The organism is Serratia sp. CY76391 (assembly GCF_052166695.1).
GTDB classification, from domain to species: Bacteria; Pseudomonadota; Gammaproteobacteria; order Enterobacterales; family Enterobacteriaceae; genus Serratia; species Serratia nematodiphila.
On the sequence record NZ_JBJNOJ010000007.1, the window covers coordinates 234,869 to 250,927 of the forward strand.

At 60.1% G+C, this 16,059-nt stretch carries 12 protein-coding genes; 5 read left to right on the top strand and 7 right to left on the bottom strand.

All coding sequences use genetic code 11. The annotated features are described in order from the left end of the window. Nucleotides 1-3 precede the first annotated feature (3 nt). The gene (arcB, locus tag ACJ8PN_RS14415; RefSeq protein WP_015379167.1) at nt 4-2,343 is read right to left on the bottom strand and encodes an aerobic respiration two-component sensor histidine kinase ArcB; all 2,340 of its coding nucleotides are present in this window, start codon (nt 2,341-2,343) and stop codon (nt 4-6) included. Nucleotides 2,344-2,754: 411 nt separating this feature from the next. On the opposite strand from arcB, the gene ACJ8PN_RS14420 reads away from it, so the two are divergent. Beyond that, a complete protein-coding gene (locus ACJ8PN_RS14420) occupies nt 2,755-3,462 on the top strand; it encodes an acid phosphatase (protein WP_049189095.1) in 708 nt (235 codons plus the stop codon). On the opposite strand, the gene ACJ8PN_RS14425 is transcribed toward ACJ8PN_RS14420, so the two are convergent. Beyond that, the gene (locus tag ACJ8PN_RS14425; protein ID WP_171454809.1) at nt 3,457-4,389 is read right to left on the bottom strand and encodes a TIGR01212 family radical SAM protein; all 933 of its coding nucleotides are present in this window, start codon (nt 4,387-4,389) and stop codon (nt 3,457-3,459) included. The two genes, ACJ8PN_RS14420 and ACJ8PN_RS14425, sit on opposite strands and share 6 nt — an antisense overlap. A 691-nt stretch (nt 4,390-5,080) precedes the next feature. Here ACJ8PN_RS14425 and gltB point away from each other — a divergent pair. The 3 genes from gltB (at nt 5,081) to ACJ8PN_RS14440 (ending at nt 11,619) form a co-directional block, all read left to right on the top strand. After that, nucleotides 5,081-9,541: a glutamate synthase large subunit gene (gene gltB / locus ACJ8PN_RS14430; RefSeq protein WP_015379169.1), complete on the top strand. Its 4,461-nt coding sequence runs from the start codon at nt 5,081-5,083 to the stop codon at nt 9,539-9,541. Nucleotides 9,542-9,555: 14 nt separating this feature from the next. Beyond that, on the top strand, nt 9,556-10,974 hold the full coding sequence (locus ACJ8PN_RS14435; protein ID WP_171454810.1) for a glutamate synthase small subunit: 1,419 nt from the start codon (nt 9,556-9,558) through the stop codon (nt 10,972-10,974). A gap of 165 nt (nt 10,975-11,139) precedes the next feature. Continuing rightward, complete coding sequence (locus tag ACJ8PN_RS14440) at nt 11,140-11,619, top strand: hypothetical protein (RefSeq protein WP_171454811.1); 480 nt, start codon at nt 11,140-11,142, stop codon at nt 11,617-11,619. A 64-nt stretch (nt 11,620-11,683) separates the two neighbouring features. Here ACJ8PN_RS14440 and sspB read toward each other — a convergent pair whose 3' ends face one another. From sspB to zapE, 5 genes are all read right to left on the bottom strand, one after another. Then, nucleotides 11,684-12,184 (bottom strand): ClpXP protease specificity-enhancing factor, encoded by a 501-nt coding sequence (sspB, locus tag ACJ8PN_RS14445; protein WP_004937084.1) that lies wholly within the window; start codon nt 12,182-12,184, stop codon nt 11,684-11,686. Between the two features lie 5 nt (nt 12,185-12,189). Continuing rightward, entirely contained in the window at nt 12,190-12,831 is a 642-nt protein-coding gene (gene sspA, locus ACJ8PN_RS14450; RefSeq protein WP_004937082.1) for a stringent starvation protein SspA, read from the bottom strand. 325 nt (nt 12,832-13,156) lie between these two features. Further along, nucleotides 13,157-13,549 (bottom strand): 30S ribosomal protein S9, encoded by a 393-nt coding sequence (gene rpsI, locus ACJ8PN_RS14455; protein WP_004937080.1) that lies wholly within the window; start codon nt 13,547-13,549, stop codon nt 13,157-13,159. A gap of 15 nt (nt 13,550-13,564) precedes the next feature. Then, nucleotides 13,565-13,993 (bottom strand): 50S ribosomal protein L13, encoded by a 429-nt coding sequence (rplM, locus tag ACJ8PN_RS14460; RefSeq protein ID WP_004937079.1) that lies wholly within the window; start codon nt 13,991-13,993, stop codon nt 13,565-13,567. 264 nt (nt 13,994-14,257) lie between these two features. After that, nucleotides 14,258-15,385 (bottom strand): cell division protein ZapE, encoded by a 1,128-nt coding sequence (zapE, locus tag ACJ8PN_RS14465; RefSeq protein ID WP_442535023.1) that lies wholly within the window; start codon nt 15,383-15,385, stop codon nt 14,258-14,260. 231 nt (nt 15,386-15,616) lie between these two features. On the opposite strand from zapE, the gene zapG reads away from it, so the two are divergent. Next, nucleotides 15,617-16,018, top strand: coding sequence for a Z-ring associated protein ZapG (gene zapG, locus ACJ8PN_RS14470; RefSeq protein ID WP_004937074.1), 402 nt, complete (start codon nt 15,617-15,619; stop codon nt 16,016-16,018). The last annotated feature ends 41 nt before the right edge of the window (nt 16,019-16,059 follow it).

Below are 16,059 nucleotides of genomic sequence, written 5' to 3' on the forward strand. Positions count from 1 at the left end.
GGGTCATTTTTTTTCAGCGTTCTCAACCCAAGCCCGCAGTACCTGCACATCGTTGCGCCACTCTTGTTTCAGCTCATCCACCCAATCCTGCACGTTATCCCACCAGGCCGGCAGCGTCGGCGTTTGAATCTGCTGCGCCAACTGCTGCAGATGGCGCAGACCGACCGAACCGGCGGCGCCCTTGATCTTATGCCCTTCCTCAGTGATGCCTTTCTGATCGCGCGCCGTCATGTTGGAGTCCAGCACCGCCAGATAGCCCGGCATCATCTGTTCGAACATCTCCAGACTTTGGTGGATCAGCTGCGGGCCAACCAGATCCATGTACTGTTCCAGCATCGCGGTATCGAGTAACGACTCATTAATCTGCATCGCCTTGTGCTCCGTTTTCTTTGAAGTGTGAGAAGGTTGATGATCCCAATAGTGTTTGATGACCTTGGTCAGCGCCGGCACCGACAGCGGCTTGCTCAGCACATCGTCCATGCCCGCCTCGAGATACTCTTTTTTGTCTTTCAGCACGTTGGCGGTCAGGGCCACCAGCGGCGGCAGCGCCTGCCCGGCATAGCGCTCGCGCAGCGCCCGGGCGATGTCCAGCCCGGTCATGTCCGGCAGTTGGATGTCCAGCAGCACCAGATCGAACTCGTCCGGATCGAACATCGCCAGCGCGTCGTGGCCGTTCATCGCCACGTCGACGCTGTTGCCCAGCTTCTCCAGCACCGAGCGCGCCACGATCACGTTCAGTTCGATATCTTCCACCAGCAAGATGTGCAGCGCCGGCAACGGCAGCGCCTCTTCCTCCGGCGCCGCGCTGACGGCTTCCTGCACCGCCGGCGCCTTGATGGTCAAAGTGAAGCAAGAACCGTGCCCTTGTTCGCTGCGCACGGTGATGTCGCCGCCCATGCTCTGCGCCAGCCGCTTGGAGACCGCCAGCCCGATGCCGGTGCCGGTGGCCGGGCGGCCGCCGCGCTGATCTTTCACCTGGTAATACATGGCGAAGATCTTGTCCTGCTCGTCCTGCGGGATGCCCATGCCCGAGTCTTCCACTTCGAACACCAGCTTCTCCTGCGCCTCGCGCCGCACGCGCACCACAATTTGCCCCTGCTGGGTAAATTTCACCGCGTTGCCGATCAGATTCCACAGGATCTGCCGCAGGCGGGTGCCGTCGGTCACGATCTGCTGCGGCAGCGGCGTCTGCGGCTCCATGACGAACTGCAGCCCTTTCGGCTGCGCCAGCAGGCCCGAGAGGTTCTCCAAATCCGCCAGGAAACCGGTGAAGTCCACCGGCTGGTTGTCGAGCTGCACCTTGCGCCGCTCGAGCTTGTCCATTTCGATAATGTCGTTGAAGATATTGCCGAGGGTGATGGCGCTGACGTGGATGGTCTTCAGGTATTTCAGCTGCTCGTCGTTCAGCTCGGTATCGAGCAGAATGCGGCTCAGGCCGACGATGCCGTTAAGCGGCGTACGCAGCTCGTGGCTGATGGTGGAGATAAAGGTAGTCTTCTCCCTGCTGGCGTTCTCCAGCGCGTCCTGGTAGCGCTTACGCTCGGTAATATCGCGGCCAAAGCCCATCAGCCCGTGGCGTTTGCCCACCCGGTCGTAAAACGGCACCTTGCGCAGCTCGAAACAGGCCTTGCGGCCGTCGGGATACACCAGCCACTGTTCGTAGGTCAGCGAAACGTTGTGGCGGAACACTTTCTCGTCGGTCTCAATAACCTTTTCAGCGATCTCCTGGCCGTAGACGTCGAACGGCGTCAGGCCGATCAATTGCTTCTCGCTCTTGCCGGTCAGCAGCTCCATCGCGCGGTTGCAGCCGGAAAATTCTTTGTCTTCGTTGCGGTAGTAGACCAGATCCGGCGAGGCATCGAGGAAGGAACGCAACAGCGCCGATTGCTGGCCCAGCTCAATCTGCGCCTGCTCGCGCTGTTCCATCTCTTCCGTCAGCTTTTCCATCACCTGCAGGCGCTCTTCTTCCGCCTTGATACGGTCGGCGATCTCCTGATTCAGCTGGCTGATATTGTCTTTGAGCTGCTGATTGAGCTCCAGATCGCGGTGGCGCATCTCTTCGAGCTTGTCCACCAGCCGCGCCAGCCGTTGGCGCGACTCTTCCAACTGTTCCACCACCACCGAGAGAAAATAGACCGCCCACGGGGTGATCAACAGGCCGAAGAAGATCGAACGCACCACGTCGATGCTTTCCACTTCGCCACGCAGCAGCATGGTCACCGCCATCTGCACCACCATCGCCAGCACCACCAGCGCCGAGGCCAGCAGTAGCGAGAAGCGCACCAACCCCAGTTTCACCATTAAATCAACGTAGTACTGGGCCAACACCCGGATTTGCTTCATAGCGGCTCCCATCAGACACAATCTTTTGAATCATACCGTAAATTTTTCCGTCGTGTCTGAGAGTCAAGTCCTGCTAACGGAAAATAGCGGCGTCTGGCATGCGACGGGCAGCTCATTGCCGCCGGCACCGTGAACAAACACGTTGATCATTCCGCTCATACTTAGGGATTAATCAATTGTAACTAAAAGATTTTTTATGTAATTCACCCCACACCCAGGCCGCTTGAGAATGCCATTTTATTAATATATTAATGATGCACCGTGCATGACGCTTGCTTTATCAGACACGGATAGCGAAGCCCTGTGGCTTGAAGTAAGGGAAAGGATTTTATCCCGCGGTTTACTTTCACCGGCAGCAGCGTTGTGGCCAGCCCGGCAGGCTTCCTCATTTCTTTGATGTGAGGACTAACCATGTTAACCATCTATCGCACTACCCTGTTCGTCCTGTCGCTGACCGTCATCTTTCCCCTGAAGGCCGCTACCGCCGTGGCCGGCTATTTGAATGAGGAACAACGGCAAATCGCCACGCTGTTGCCGCCGCCGCCTTCAACAGCTACGCCGCAGAATCGGGCGGATCTGCAGGCGGTGCTGACCATACAGGCTAGCCGTACTGCGGAACAGATCGCCAAGGCCAAGCGGGATGATCATCTGGAAGACGCCGCCTTTCCCTTTGCCCGCGATATTTTCGGCCCGACGTTCACCGTCGATCGCCATCCGCTCACCGCTGCCCTGTTCCGCAGGGTTTATCAGGACTTTGAGCAAAGCCTGATGCCCGCCAAAGCCTTCTATAGTCGCCCGCGCCCCTATGAGGCCGACAGCCGCGTAAAACCTCTGCTGCCGCCGCCGGAAGGCGACTCCTACCCCAGCGGGCACGCGATGGACAGCTACCTGACGGCGATCCTGCTGGCGCAGATGGTGCCGGAAAAACGCAGCGCGCTGTTTGAACGGGCGGCAAGCAATGCGCAAAGTCGGGTCATTGCCGGCGTCCACTACCCGAGCGATCTGGAAGGCGGCAAGCTGGCAGCGACGGCGCTCGCCGCACGGCTGCTGGCGAACCCGCAGCTGCAGGCCGACCTGCAACGCGCACGCGCGGAGGTACGCGCCAACCTGCGGTTATAACGTTGGTAAATAACGCAAGGCGGCATCCAGCGCGCTGCCCTGCCCGCCGTGCCGTTGCAGATAAGTGCCGACCGCCTGCATGCCGCTCCAGCGGTTTTCGCACCACAGCGGCGCCAGCAGCGTCGGCCGCCGGGCGCTGGCGGAAAGACGGTGGTACACCACCTCGCCCGGCGTATGGCGGATCATCTCCCCGGCGCTGGCGGCATAATCCTCCAGCGCCAGTTCGGGCAACCGCCCGGCCTGCCACGCCCGCGCCAGGATACTGCCGGTGACGACGTGCAGCGGGTGCAGCTTGATGCCGTCGACGCCGGTCTCCGTCACCCGCTGCAGCGTGAGCAGATGATCGCGCTGGGTTTCTCCCGGTAGCCCGACGATCAGATGGCAGCACACCTTCAGCCCGCGCTGCCGGGCCAGCCGCGCAGTCTGCTGATAACAGCGAAAATCATGGCCGCGGTTGATGCGCTTCAGTGTTTTATCGTGCGCCGTCTGCAGCCCCAGCTCCAGCCACACCTCATAGCCTTGCTCGCGGTATCCCGTCAGCAGATCCAGCGCGGCGGCTGGCACGCAGTCCGGCCGGGTGCCGACGCACAGGCCGACCATGGCGCTCTGCGCCAACGCCTGCCGATACATCGCCTCCAGCCGTTCAACCTCCGCATAGGTGCTGGTATAGGCCTGGAAATAGGCCAGATAGCGCCGCGCCCGGTCGACCCGCGCGGCCTGCTGCGCCAGCTGTTCGGCGATGCTCTGCCACTGCATCGCCTCATCGGCGAACGAGGCGACGTTGCAGAACGTACAGCCGCCGCGCCCCAACGTGCCGTCGCGGTTAGGGCAGCCGAATCCGCCGTGCAGCGTGAGTTTATGGATCTTTTCGCCATAGCGGCGCTGGAGATCCGCGCCAAACATATTGACTAATTGCGGCAACTGCATAATCTTGGTGGTTCTCTGTGTTCAAAGCCGCGATGCTAATAAGAAACGGTTTTTCCCGCGATGACAGAGATCAACGCTTTCCCCGCAAGGCGCCACCAGGCATAACTATTCACCATAAATGCAAATCAATTCACTATAATTCTGATGAATTATTCTAATCGTCACGCAACCGTTAACGGCAATATGACAACACGGTGAAAAATAGTCATAAACATCAGCCAAGCAATATCTTATAGAATAAAATTCTGGCATTACCCCTCGCACTAGCATGGTGCAGAGATTAAGGGGTTGCACTATAGTGAGACAGCTCACACTTCTGAGTGGATCGGCGTTGCCCCATGATAGTGCAAAAATGCATTAAAATACTTATTTTTCAAATAAATAAACATCATCAATTCGATAAGAATCTATCTTAAGCCCACATTTGACCTGCGAATTCTTTCTCGCTAAGTTGGAAGTCCGCTGGAAGCTTTCTGGACGGGCAAACGTCTCGTCATATTTATGCAGTAATTGAAGACTCCCTCTTAAAACAAGTCCTATACCACTTGTGAGACCGTCACGAGAGGCCATTGATGGAGGGCGGAAAAGCAGATTGGCGGGGTTAACTTGCTGATTGGACTTCTGCCTGAAATTGGGAAGCCCCCTCGCAGTAGGTTGTGAGAGTCACGCAGAGCCTGGGGAGGTTCACGATATGTTGTACGATAAATCCCAAGAGAGGGACAACTGTGGTTTCGGCCTGATCGCCCACATAGAAGGCGAACCTAGCCACAAGGTGGTGCGCACCGCCATTCACGCGCTGGCCCGCATGCAGCACCGCGGCGCGATCCTCGCCGACGGCAAGACCGGCGACGGCTGCGGCCTGTTGCTGCAAAAACCCGATCGCTTCTTCCGCATGGTGGCGGAAGAGCGCGGCTGGCGTTTGGCCAAAAACTACGCCGTCGGCATGATGTTCCTCAGCCAGAATGAAGAGGAAGCGCGCCTCAGCCGCCGCATCGTGGAAGAAGAGCTGCAAAACGAAACGCTGTCGATCGTCGGCTGGCGCGAAGTGCCGACCAACCCGGACGTGCTGGGTGAAATCGCCCTCTCCTCCCTGCCGCGCATCGAGCAAATCTTCGTTAACGCCCCGGCCGGCTGGCGCCCGCGCGATATGGAGCGCCGCCTGTTCGTGGCGCGCCGCCGCATAGAGAAACGCGTGCAGGATGACAGTTTCTACGTCTGCAGCTTCTCCAACCTGGTGACGATCTATAAAGGCCTGTGCATGCCTGCGGATCTGCCGCGCTTCTATCTCGATCTGGCGGACCTGCGCCTGGAATCGGCCATTTGCCTGTTCCACCAGCGCTTTTCCACCAACACCGTGCCGCGCTGGCCGCTGGCTCAGCCGTTCCGCTACCTGGCGCACAACGGCGAAATCAACACCATCACCGGCAACCGCCAGTGGGCGCGCGCCCGTACCTATAAATTCCAAACGCCGCTGATCCCGGATCTGCAGGCCGCCGCGCCGTTCGTCAACGAAACCGGCTCCGACTCCAGTTCACTGGACAACATGCTGGAGCTGCTGCTGGCGGGCGGGATGGATCTCATCCGCGCCATGCGCTTGCTGGTACCGCCGGCCTGGCAGAACAACCCGGACATGGACGGCGATCTGCGCGCCTTCTTCGACTTCAACTCGATGCACATGGAGCCGTGGGACGGCCCGGCCGGCATCGTGATGTCCGACGGCCGCTACGCCGCCTGTAACCTCGATCGCAACGGCCTGCGCCCGGCGCGCTATGTGATCACCAAAGACAAGCTGATCACCTGCGCCTCCGAAGTCGGCATCTGGGATTACCAGCCGGATGAAGTGGTGGAAAAAGGCCGCGTCGGCCCCGGCGAGCTGATGGTGATCGACACCCGCAGCGGCCGCATCCTGCACTCGGCGGAAACCGACAACGATCTGAAAAGCCGCCATCCGTATAAAGAGTGGATGGAGAAAAACGTCAAACGTCTGGTGCCGTTCGAAGATCTGCCGGACGACCAGGTCGGCAGCCGCGAGCTCGACGACGCGCAGCTCGAGACCTACCAGAAACAGTTCGGCTACAGCAGTGAAGAGCTGGATCAGGTGATCCGCGTGCTGGGCGAAATTGGCCAGGAAGCCACCGGCTCGATGGGCGACGATACCCCGTTCGCCGTGCTTTCAAGCCGGCCGCGCATCGTTTACGACTACTTCCGCCAGCAGTTCGCGCAGGTCACCAACCCGCCGATCGATCCGCTGCGCGAAGCGCACGTCATGTCGCTGGCCACCAGCATCGGCCGTGAAATGAACGTGTTCTGCGAAGCCGAAGGCCAGGCGCACCGCCTGAGCTTCAAATCGCCGATCCTGCTGTACTCCGATTTCAAACAGCTCACCACGCTGGAAGGCGAATACTATCGCGCCGAGACGCTCGATCTGACCTTCGATCCGCAACAGCAGGATCTGGAGCAGACCATTCGCGCCCTGTGCGACGAAGCGGAACGCAAGGTGCGCGAAGGCGCGGTGCTGTTGGTGCTGTCCGACCGCGCCATCGCGCCCGGCCGCCTGCCGGTACCGGCCCCGATGGCCGTTGGCGCCGTGCAAACCCGGCTGGTGGAGAAAAGCCTGCGCTGCGACGCCAACCTGATCGTTGAAACCGCCAGCGCCCGCGATCCGCACCACTTCGCCGTGCTGCTCGGCTTCGGCGCGACCGCCATCTACCCGTATCTGGCCTATGAAACCCTGGCCAAGCTGGTGGACAGCCAGGCGATCGACAAGAAATACCGCGACGTGATGCTGAACTACCGCAACGGCATCAACAAAGGCCTGTACAAGATCATGTCCAAAATGGGCATCTCGACCATCGCCTCTTACCGCTGTTCCAAGCTGTTCGAAGCGGTCGGCCTGCACCGCGATCTGGCGGATCTGTGCTTCCAGGGCGTGGTCAGCCGCATCGGCGGCGCCAGCTTCAGCGATTTCCAGCAGGATCTGCAGAACCTCTCCAAGCGCGCCTGGCTGAAACGCAAACCGCTGGAGCAAGGCGGCCTGCTGAAGTTCGTGCACGGCGGCGAATACCATGCCTACAACCCGGACGTGGTGAACTCGCTGCAAAAAGCGGTACACAGCGGCGAGTACAGCGACTATCAGGCCTACGCCAAGCTGGTGAACGAGCGGCCGGTCGCCATGCTGCGCGATCTGCTGGCCATTACGCCGAAAGGCGAACCGATCCCGGTCGATCAGGTCGAGCCGGCGGAGTCGCTGTTCAAACGCTTCGACACCGCGGCGATGTCGATCGGCGCGCTGAGCCCGGAAGCGCACGAATCACTGGCGATCGCCATGAACGGCCTCGGCGGCTTCTCCAACTCCGGCGAAGGCGGCGAAGATCCGGCGCGCTACCGCACCAACAAGGTGTCGCGTATCAAACAGGTGGCCTCAGGCCGCTTCGGCGTCACGCCGGCCTACCTGGTGAACGCCGACGTGATCCAGATTAAGGTGGCCCAAGGCGCCAAGCCGGGCGAAGGCGGCCAGCTGCCGGGCGACAAAGTCACCCCGTACATCGCCAGACTGCGTTACTCGGTGCCGGGCGTGACGTTGATCTCCCCGCCGCCGCACCACGACATCTACTCGATCGAAGATCTGGCGCAGCTGATCTTCGATCTGAAGCAGGTCAACCCGAAGGCGGTGATCTCGGTGAAACTGGTGTCCGAGCCGGGCGTTGGCACCATCGCCACCGGCGTGGCGAAAGCTTATGCCGATCTGATCACCATCGCCGGTTACGACGGCGGCACCGGCGCCAGCCCGCTGTCCTCGGTGAAATATGCCGGCTGCCCATGGGAACTGGGCCTGGTGGAAACCCAGCAGGCGCTGGTGGCCAACGGCCTGCGCCACAAGATCCGCCTGCAGGTGGACGGCGGCCTGAAAACCGGCGTGGACATCGTCAAAGCGGCGATCCTGGGCGCGGAAAGCTTCGGCTTCGGCACCGGGCCGATGGTGGCGCTGGGCTGTAAATATCTGCGCATCTGCCACCTCAACAACTGCGCGACCGGCGTTGCGACTCAGGACGACAAGCTGCGCCGCGATCACTACCACGGCCTGCCGGAACGCGTGACGAATTACTTCCAGTTTATCGCGCGTGAGACCCGCGAGATCATGGCCCAGCTGGGCGTGAGCCAACTGGTGGATCTGATCGGCCGCACCGAATTCCTGACCGAGCTGGACGGCATTTCCGCCAAGCAGAACAAGCTGGATCTGTCGCCGTTGCTGACAACCGCCACGCCGCATCCGGGCAAAGCGGTGTACTGTACCGAAAGCAGCAACCCGGCGTTCGACAAGGGTCTGCTGAACAAAGAGTTGCTGGCGCAGGCGCAGCCGTACATCGAAGCGAAGCAGGGTAAAACCTTCTACTTCGACATTCGCAACACCGACCGCTCCGTGGGCGCCATGCTGTCCGGCGCGATCGCCAACGTACACGGCGATCAGGGGATGGCAGGCGATCCGATCAAGGCGCACTTCTCCGGCACCGCCGGGCAGAGCTTCGGCGTCTGGAACGCCGGCGGCGTCGAGCTGACCCTGACCGGCGACGCCAACGACTATGTCGGCAAAGGCATGGCCGGCGGCAGCATCGCGGTGCGCCCGCCGATCGGTTCCGCCTTCCGCAGCCATGAAGCCAGCATCGTCGGCAACACCTGCCTGTACGGTGCCACCGGTGGCAAACTGTTCGCCGCCGGCCGCGCGGGCGAACGTTTCGCGGTGCGCAACTCCGGCGCCATCACCGTGGTGGAAGGCATCGGCGACAACGGCTGCGAATACATGACCGGCGGCATCGTCTGCGTGCTGGGTAAAACCGGCATCAACTTCGGTGCCGGCATGACCGGCGGCTTCGCCTACGTGCTGGACGAAGACGGCGAGTTCCGCAAGCGCGTGAACCCGGAGCTGGTGGAAGTGCTGGATGTCGATCAGCTGGCGATCCATGAGGAGCACCTGCGCGGCCTGATCACCGAACACGTGCAGGCGACCGGCTCTTCCCGCGCGGAAGAGATCCTGGCCAACTGGCCGGAGTGGGCGCCGAAGTTCGCCCTGGTCAAACCGAAGTCCAGCGATGTCAAAGCGCTGTTGGGTCACCGTAGCCGTTCCGCAGCCGAGCTGCGGGTGCAGGCGCAGTAAGAGGTAGGTCATTAATGAGCCAGAACGTTTATCAATTTATCGACCTGCAGCGTGTTGATCCGCCAAAGAAACCGCTGAAGATCCGCAAAATCGAGTTCGTCGAGATCTACGAACCGTTTTCGGAAACCCAGGCCAAGGCCCAGGCGGATCGCTGTCTGTCCTGCGGCAACCCGTATTGCGAGTGGAAGTGCCCGGTGCACAACTACATCCCGAACTGGCTGAAACTGGCCAATGAAGGCCGCATCATGGAAGCGGCGGACCTGGCGCATCAGACCAACAGCCTGCCGGAGGTGTGCGGCCGCGTATGCCCGCAGGATCGCCTGTGCGAAGGCTCCTGTACCCTGAACGACGAGTTCGGTGCGGTCACCATCGGCAATATCGAGCGCTACATCAGCGATAAGGCCATCGAAATGGGCTGGAAGCCGGACATGTCGCACGTGCAGCCGACCGGCAAGCGCGTGGCGATCGTCGGTGCCGGCCCCGCCGGGCTGGCCTGCGCCGACGTGCTGACCCGCAATGGCGTCAAGGCGGTCGTATACGATCGTCATCCGGAGATCGGCGGCCTGCTGACCTTCGGCATCCCGGCTTTCAAGCTGGAAAAGGAAGTGATGGTCAAACGCCGCGGCATCTTCAGCGAGATGGGCATCGAGTTCCAGTTGAACACCGAAGTGGGCAAAGACGTCAGCATGGAGACCTTGCTGAGCGAGTACGATGCGGTGTTCCTCGGCGTCGGCACCTATCAGTCGATGCGCGGCGGCCTGGAGAATGAGGAGGCGCAGGGCGTGTACGACGCGCTGCCGTTCCTGATCGCCAACACCAAGCAGCTGATGGGGTATGAAACCGAGCAGCACGAGCCTTACATCAGCATGGAAGGCAAACGGGTGGTGGTGCTGGGCGGCGGCGATACCGCCATGGACTGCGTGCGTACCTCGGTGCGTCAAGGTGCAACTCAGGTCATCTGCGCCTACCGCCGCGACGAAGCCAACATGCCGGGCTCCAAGCGCGAAGTGAAGAACGCCCGGGAAGAAGGGGTGGACTTCCAGTTCAACCTGCAGCCGCTGAGCATCGAACTGAACAGCGCCGGCCGCGTGGCCGGAGTGAAAATGGTGCGCACTCAGCTGGGCGCGCCGGATGCCAATGGCCGCCAGACGGCGGAGCAGGTACCAGGTTCCGAACACGTGATCGACGCGGATGCGGTGGTGATGGCGTTCGGCTTCCGCCCACACCGCATGGACTGGCTGGCGGCGCACGACGTGCAGCTGGATAAACAGGGCCGCATCCTGGCGCCGGAAGGCAGCGACAACGCGTTCCAGACCAGCAACCCGAAAATCTTCGCCGGTGGTGACGCAGTGCGCGGATCTGACCTGGTAGTGACGGCGATCGCCGAAGGCCGCAAAGCGGCAGACGGCATCATGAACTACCTGGAAGTGTAAACCTTCCGTACCATCAGAGGCCCGGCATATTGCCGGGCCTCTGTTTTTAGCCTGCCACGCTTTGTAACAACCTCCCCGGTCCTCACCGCCTCAACGCGCTATAGTATTGAGTTAGCACCATTGCGGGGCGCGGCTGCGCCTGACACCGAGATAAGGATAGCGAACATGAAATGCTCCATTTCCCTGTTGGCCAGCGCGCTGCTGGCCGTCAATTTCAGCGCTTCAGCCATGGCGCTGGATTCGCAGGAGGTTGGTTACAATATCGAAGCGCGCGGCGCACGGCCGGTCGTGGCGCAGTTGGGCAAGGCCGGGCAGTTCGGCGCCGTGGAAAACAGCATCCGGCTGGGGGATGACAGCTGGATTGCCCTGGCGCCCAAGTTGGCCGGCGGCGGCAATGCCGGATTTACCGCCGGCATCAAATCGGCCCTCTCCGCAGCCCTGATCTACAATCCAGCGGCGGTGTTGCAGGCGCTCAACAAAGGCAACGATCTGCCGCTCAATGACATTTGTACCGCCCCGCCGGAAGTGCAAGGCGATACCGCCATCACCAGTTTCCGTGAGCGTGCAACCCACGCCCTATCTACCGTACGCGTAGGCGATCTCAGCGCGCCGCGCGACGCCTGCATTGCCGCGTTGAAAGGCTGACCCGCTTCTGCCGGGCAAAAAAAAAGCACCCCCATGGGGTGCTTTTTCGTTTGTTCTCACGGGGTTATTTCACCACGCGCAGCGCCGGGCGGCCACCGCGCGGCGGCTGCGGCGGTTCGTCATCCGGGCCGTTGTCTTCCGCGGTATCCGGGCGATCGCCGTCGATCACTGACATCAGAGTTTCCGAAGGGATCGTCTCATTGTCCAGACCTTCGAACACGCCTTCGCTCTCGTCGTAGGCGGCTTCCGGTTCGAACATCGTGCCGGCGCCGTTTTCACGCGCATAGATCGCCAGCACGGCGGCCATCGGCACCGAAACCTGGCGCGGCACGCCGCCGAAGCGCGCGTTGAACTGCACGTCTTCGTTACCCAACGCCAGGTTGCCTACCGCGCGCGGCGCGATATTCAGCACGATCTGGCCGTCACGCGCGAACTCCATCGGCACCTGCACGTCCGGGCGAGTCACGTCAACCACCAGGTGCGGCGTCAGTTGGTTATCCAGCAGCCAGTCGTAGAACGCCCGCAGCAGATACGGGCGACGCGGCGTCATCTGAGACATGTCCATCGCGCTTAGCCCCGGGTCTGCAGGCGCATTTCACGCTCGGCTTCGGTCAGGGAAGCCAGGAAGGCGTCGCGTTCGAAGACGCGGGTCATGTAGCCTTTCAGCTCTTTGGAACCGGCACCGCTCAATTCGATGCCCAGCTGTGGCAGACGCCACAACAACGGCGCCAGGTAGCAATCCACCAGGCTGAACTCTTCGCTCATGAAATACGGCGCCTGACCGAAGATAGGCGCGATCGCCAGCAACTCTTCGCGCAGTTGGCGACGGGCGGATTCCGCTTCCTGGCCGCTGCTCTTCTCGATCTTGTCCATCAGCGAGTACCAGTTCTTCTCGATGCGCAGCATCATCAGACGGCTCTCACCACGGGCAACCGGGTAAACCGGCATCAGCGGCGGGTGCGGGAAACGCTCATCCAGGTATTCCATGATGATGCGGGATTCATACAGGGTCAGTTCGCGATCGACCAGCGTAGGCACCGTCTGGTAAGGGTTGAGGTCAATCAGATCTTGCGGCAGGTTATCCATTTCGACCTGCTCGATCTCGACGCTGACACCTTTCTCCGCCAGTACGATACGTACTTGATGGCTAAAAATGTCGGTCGGGCCAGAGAACAGCGTCATTACCGAACGTTTGTTGGCAGCGACAGCCATGAAAACCTCCAAGTTATCTAGAAAATACTGCGAATAGCCAACTGACAGGCTGCTATCCTGAATAATCTTGCCGCAGGCCGGCAGCACGCAGCGCGACCCGAGCCCATAAAAAACCGGCCCAGGAGGTCAACTGCACGGCGAACAGGCGCAAAAGTGGATGATAGTTTACCAGATTCTGCTTGTTTTGTGGGGGCGGTGCGGCGAATTCATGTTGAATTGTCTGATATGCCACAGATTTTAGTCGGGGACGGCGGATTTCAGGCGTAAAAAAACCCGGTGAAGCACCGGGTTTTTTGCGTAAATCGCACTGCCGAAGCAGCGAAAATTAACGCTTGGAGAACTGCGGACGACGACGTGCTTTACGCAGACCGACTTTCTTACGTTCAACCTGACGAGCGTCACGGGTGACGAAGCCAGCTTTACGCAGTTCAGAACGCAGAGTCTCATCGTATTCCATCAGTGCACGGGTGATACCGTGACGGATAGCGCCAGCTTGACCGGAGATACCACCACCTTTAACGGTGATGTACAGGTCCAGTTTGCCAACCATGTCGACCAGTTCCAGCGGCTGACGAACTACCATGCGGGCAGTTTCGCGACCGAAGTACTGTTCCAGGCTGCGCTGGTTGATAACGATGTTACCGTTGCCCGGCTTGATGAAGACGCGAGCGGCGGAGCTTTTGCGGCGACCAGTGCCGTAGTATTGATTTTCAGCCATTGCCATTAATCCCGATTAAATGTCCAGAACTTGCGGTTGCTGTGCCGCGTGATTGTGCTCGGTGCCCGCGTAAACTTTCAGTTTACGGAACATAGCACGACCCAGCGGGCCCTTTGGCAGCATGCCTTTAACCGCGATTTCAATCACGCGCTCAGGACGGCGGGCAATCATCTCTTCAAAGGTCGCTTGCTTGATACCACCGATGTGGCCGGTGTGGTGGTAGTACACTTTGTCTGTACGCTTGTTGCCGGTTACAGCAACTTTGTCAGCGTTCAGAACGATGATGTAATCACCGGTATCCACGTGCGGGGTGTATTCCGCTTTATGCTTGCCGCGCAGGCGACGAGCCAGTTCAGTAGCGAGACGGCCTAAAGTTTTACCATCTGCATCAACAACGTACCAGTCGCGTTTTACGGTTTCTGGTTTAGCTGTAAAAGTTTTCATTAGAAAGCTTACCCAATAATTAGTTACACGTTGGTGAACACCCAAACGCTCGAAAACAGTTGAGGCTCACACGACCATACAAGTCCAGCAAACCTACCCCTTCGAATAGCCATTGCCGGCACTATAAAGTTTTTGGGAAAAAAAACTTTGTTGTAACGTGGGGTCGCAAGATTATAGAGAAGTCGCTCACAAAGATCGAACGGTTTTTGAATGGAAAATAAATTTATCGCCGGCGGCGGACAACCGGCGATAGGCCCGGCAGGCTCAGGGCAGATGCGGCAGCTTGAGGTACTCTTCGCTCTGCATTTCCTGCAGGCGCGACAGGCAGCGCTGGAATTCAAATTTCAGCTGCACCCCCTGATAGATCTCAAACATCGACGCTTCGGCGCCGATCACCAGCTTGATGTGACGCTCGTAGAATTCATCCACCAACGCCAGGAAACGGCGCGCGGTATTCTCTTTCAGCGGCCCCATCACCTGCACATTATACAGAATCACGCTGTGATACAGCCGCGACAGCGCGATGTAGTCCAGCTGGCTGCGCGCCTCTTCGCACAGCGTGTGGAAATCCACTGCCAGCACGCCGTCCACCGAACGGATCGCCTGCAGCGGCCGATGGTTGATCTGCAGCACCGGCGCGTCCTCCCCCGCCTTGCCCGCCAGCTTGACGAACATCCGATCCAGCGCCTCGCGCGTCTGGTCGCTCAGCGGTGTCAGGTAGAGGTGCGCCTGGGTCAGGGTGCGCAGACGATAGTCGATGCCGGCGTCGACGTTCATCACGTCACAGTACTCATTGATCAGATCGATGGCCGGCAGGAAACGCGCCCGCTGCAGGCCGTTGCGGTAAAGATCGTCCGGCGGGATGTTCGACGTGGCCACCAGCGTGATTCCCCGGGCGAACAGCGCCTGCAGCAGCGTGGCCAGCAGCATGGCGTCGGTGATGTCGGACACGAAGAATTCGTCGAAGCACAATACGTCGGTCTCGGCCTTGAAGCCATCGGCGACGATGTCCAGCGGGTTTTCCCGCCCCTGCAACTCGGTCAGCTCTTCATGCACCCGCAGCATGAAGCGGTGGAAGTGCAGGCGCATTTTGCGATCGCCCGGCAGGCTGTGGAAGAACATATCCATCAACCAGGTTTTGCCGCGCCCGACGCCGCCCCACATGTACAGCCCCTGCACCGGACGCTGCGGCGCCGTTTCGCCGCCCTTGCCCAGCAAGCGGCTGAGCTTGCCGCGCAGCCCGCCGGCCGGCGGGCTCGCCGCCGGCTTTTGCCGCAGAGCCTGATAAATGCGATCCAGTTGAGTGACGGCCCGGCGTTGAACCTCATCGGCCTGATATTCCCCCGCCTCCAGCGCCTGCTGGTAGCGAGTTAACGGTGATAGTGCCTGCATCTGTTCGATGTTCCCTAAGAACGCTTAGAAATTATTTAGCCAACGTTGGCGGCAAGTTGATGCCGATTCGCACCGTTATCGCCACAAATGCCCGCTGCGGGCGCCGCTGAAAACCCTGTGAAAACCAGGTGGAAGCGCATCAGGATTCCACTCGGACAAGGTTAACGGTTATAGTGGATATTATTAAGTGAAAAATCCCTGCGGAACAACGAAGTCAAAATAGGAGTCATCATGACCTGGGAGTATGCGCTGATTGGTTTGGTCGTCGGTATCGTGATTGGTGCGGTGGCGATGCGTTTTGGCAACCGTAAATTGCGTCAACAACAAGTCTTGCAGAATGAGCTGGACAAGAGCAAAACCGAGCTGGAAGAGTACCGTCAGGAGCTGGTCGGCCACTTCGCCCGCAGCGCCGAGCTGCTGGATAACATGGCGCGCGATTATCGCCAGCTGTATCAGCATATGGCGAAAAGCTCCAACAACCTGCTGCCGGATCTGCCGATGCAGGAGAACCCGTTCCGCTATCGCCTGACCGAAGCGGAAGCGGACAACGATCAGGCGCCGGTGGAAATGCCGCGCGACTATTCGGAAGGCGCCTCCGGCCTGCTGCGCGGTCAAAGCGCACGCCGCGACTGATATTCCTTCTTCGCCCGCGGGGCCACCCGCGGGTTTAATCC

Coding starts and splice junctions, on each gene's coding strand:
- rplM (WP_004937079.1), bottom strand. CDS start 13,993: ATGAAAACTTTTACAGCTAAACCAGAAACCGTAAAACGCGACTGGTAC.
- gltB (WP_015379169.1), top strand. CDS start 5,081: ATGTTGTACGATAAATCCCAAGAGAGGGACAACTGTGGTTTCGGCCTG.
- sspA (WP_004937082.1), bottom strand. CDS start 12,831: ATGGCTGTCGCTGCCAACAAACGTTCGGTAATGACGCTGTTCTCTGGC.
- zapG (WP_004937074.1), top strand. CDS start 15,617: ATGACCTGGGAGTATGCGCTGATTGGTTTGGTCGTCGGTATCGTGATT.
- sspB (WP_004937084.1), bottom strand. CDS start 12,184: ATGGACATGTCTCAGATGACGCCGCGTCGCCCGTATCTGCTGCGGGCG.
- arcB (WP_015379167.1), bottom strand. CDS start 2,343: ATGAAGCAAATCCGGGTGTTGGCCCAGTACTACGTTGATTTAATGGTG.
- rpsI (WP_004937080.1), bottom strand. CDS start 13,549: ATGGCTGAAAATCAATACTACGGCACTGGTCGCCGCAAAAGCTCCGCC.
- ACJ8PN_RS14425 (WP_171454809.1), bottom strand. CDS start 4,389: ATGCAGTTGCCGCAATTAGTCAATATGTTTGGCGCGGATCTCCAGCGC.
- ACJ8PN_RS14420 (WP_049189095.1), top strand. CDS start 2,755: ATGTTAACCATCTATCGCACTACCCTGTTCGTCCTGTCGCTGACCGTC.
- ACJ8PN_RS14435 (WP_171454810.1), top strand. CDS start 9,556: ATGAGCCAGAACGTTTATCAATTTATCGACCTGCAGCGTGTTGATCCG.
- ACJ8PN_RS14440 (WP_171454811.1), top strand. CDS start 11,140: ATGAAATGCTCCATTTCCCTGTTGGCCAGCGCGCTGCTGGCCGTCAAT.
- zapE (WP_442535023.1), bottom strand. CDS start 15,385: ATGCAGGCACTATCACCGTTAACTCGCTACCAGCAGGCGCTGGAGGCG.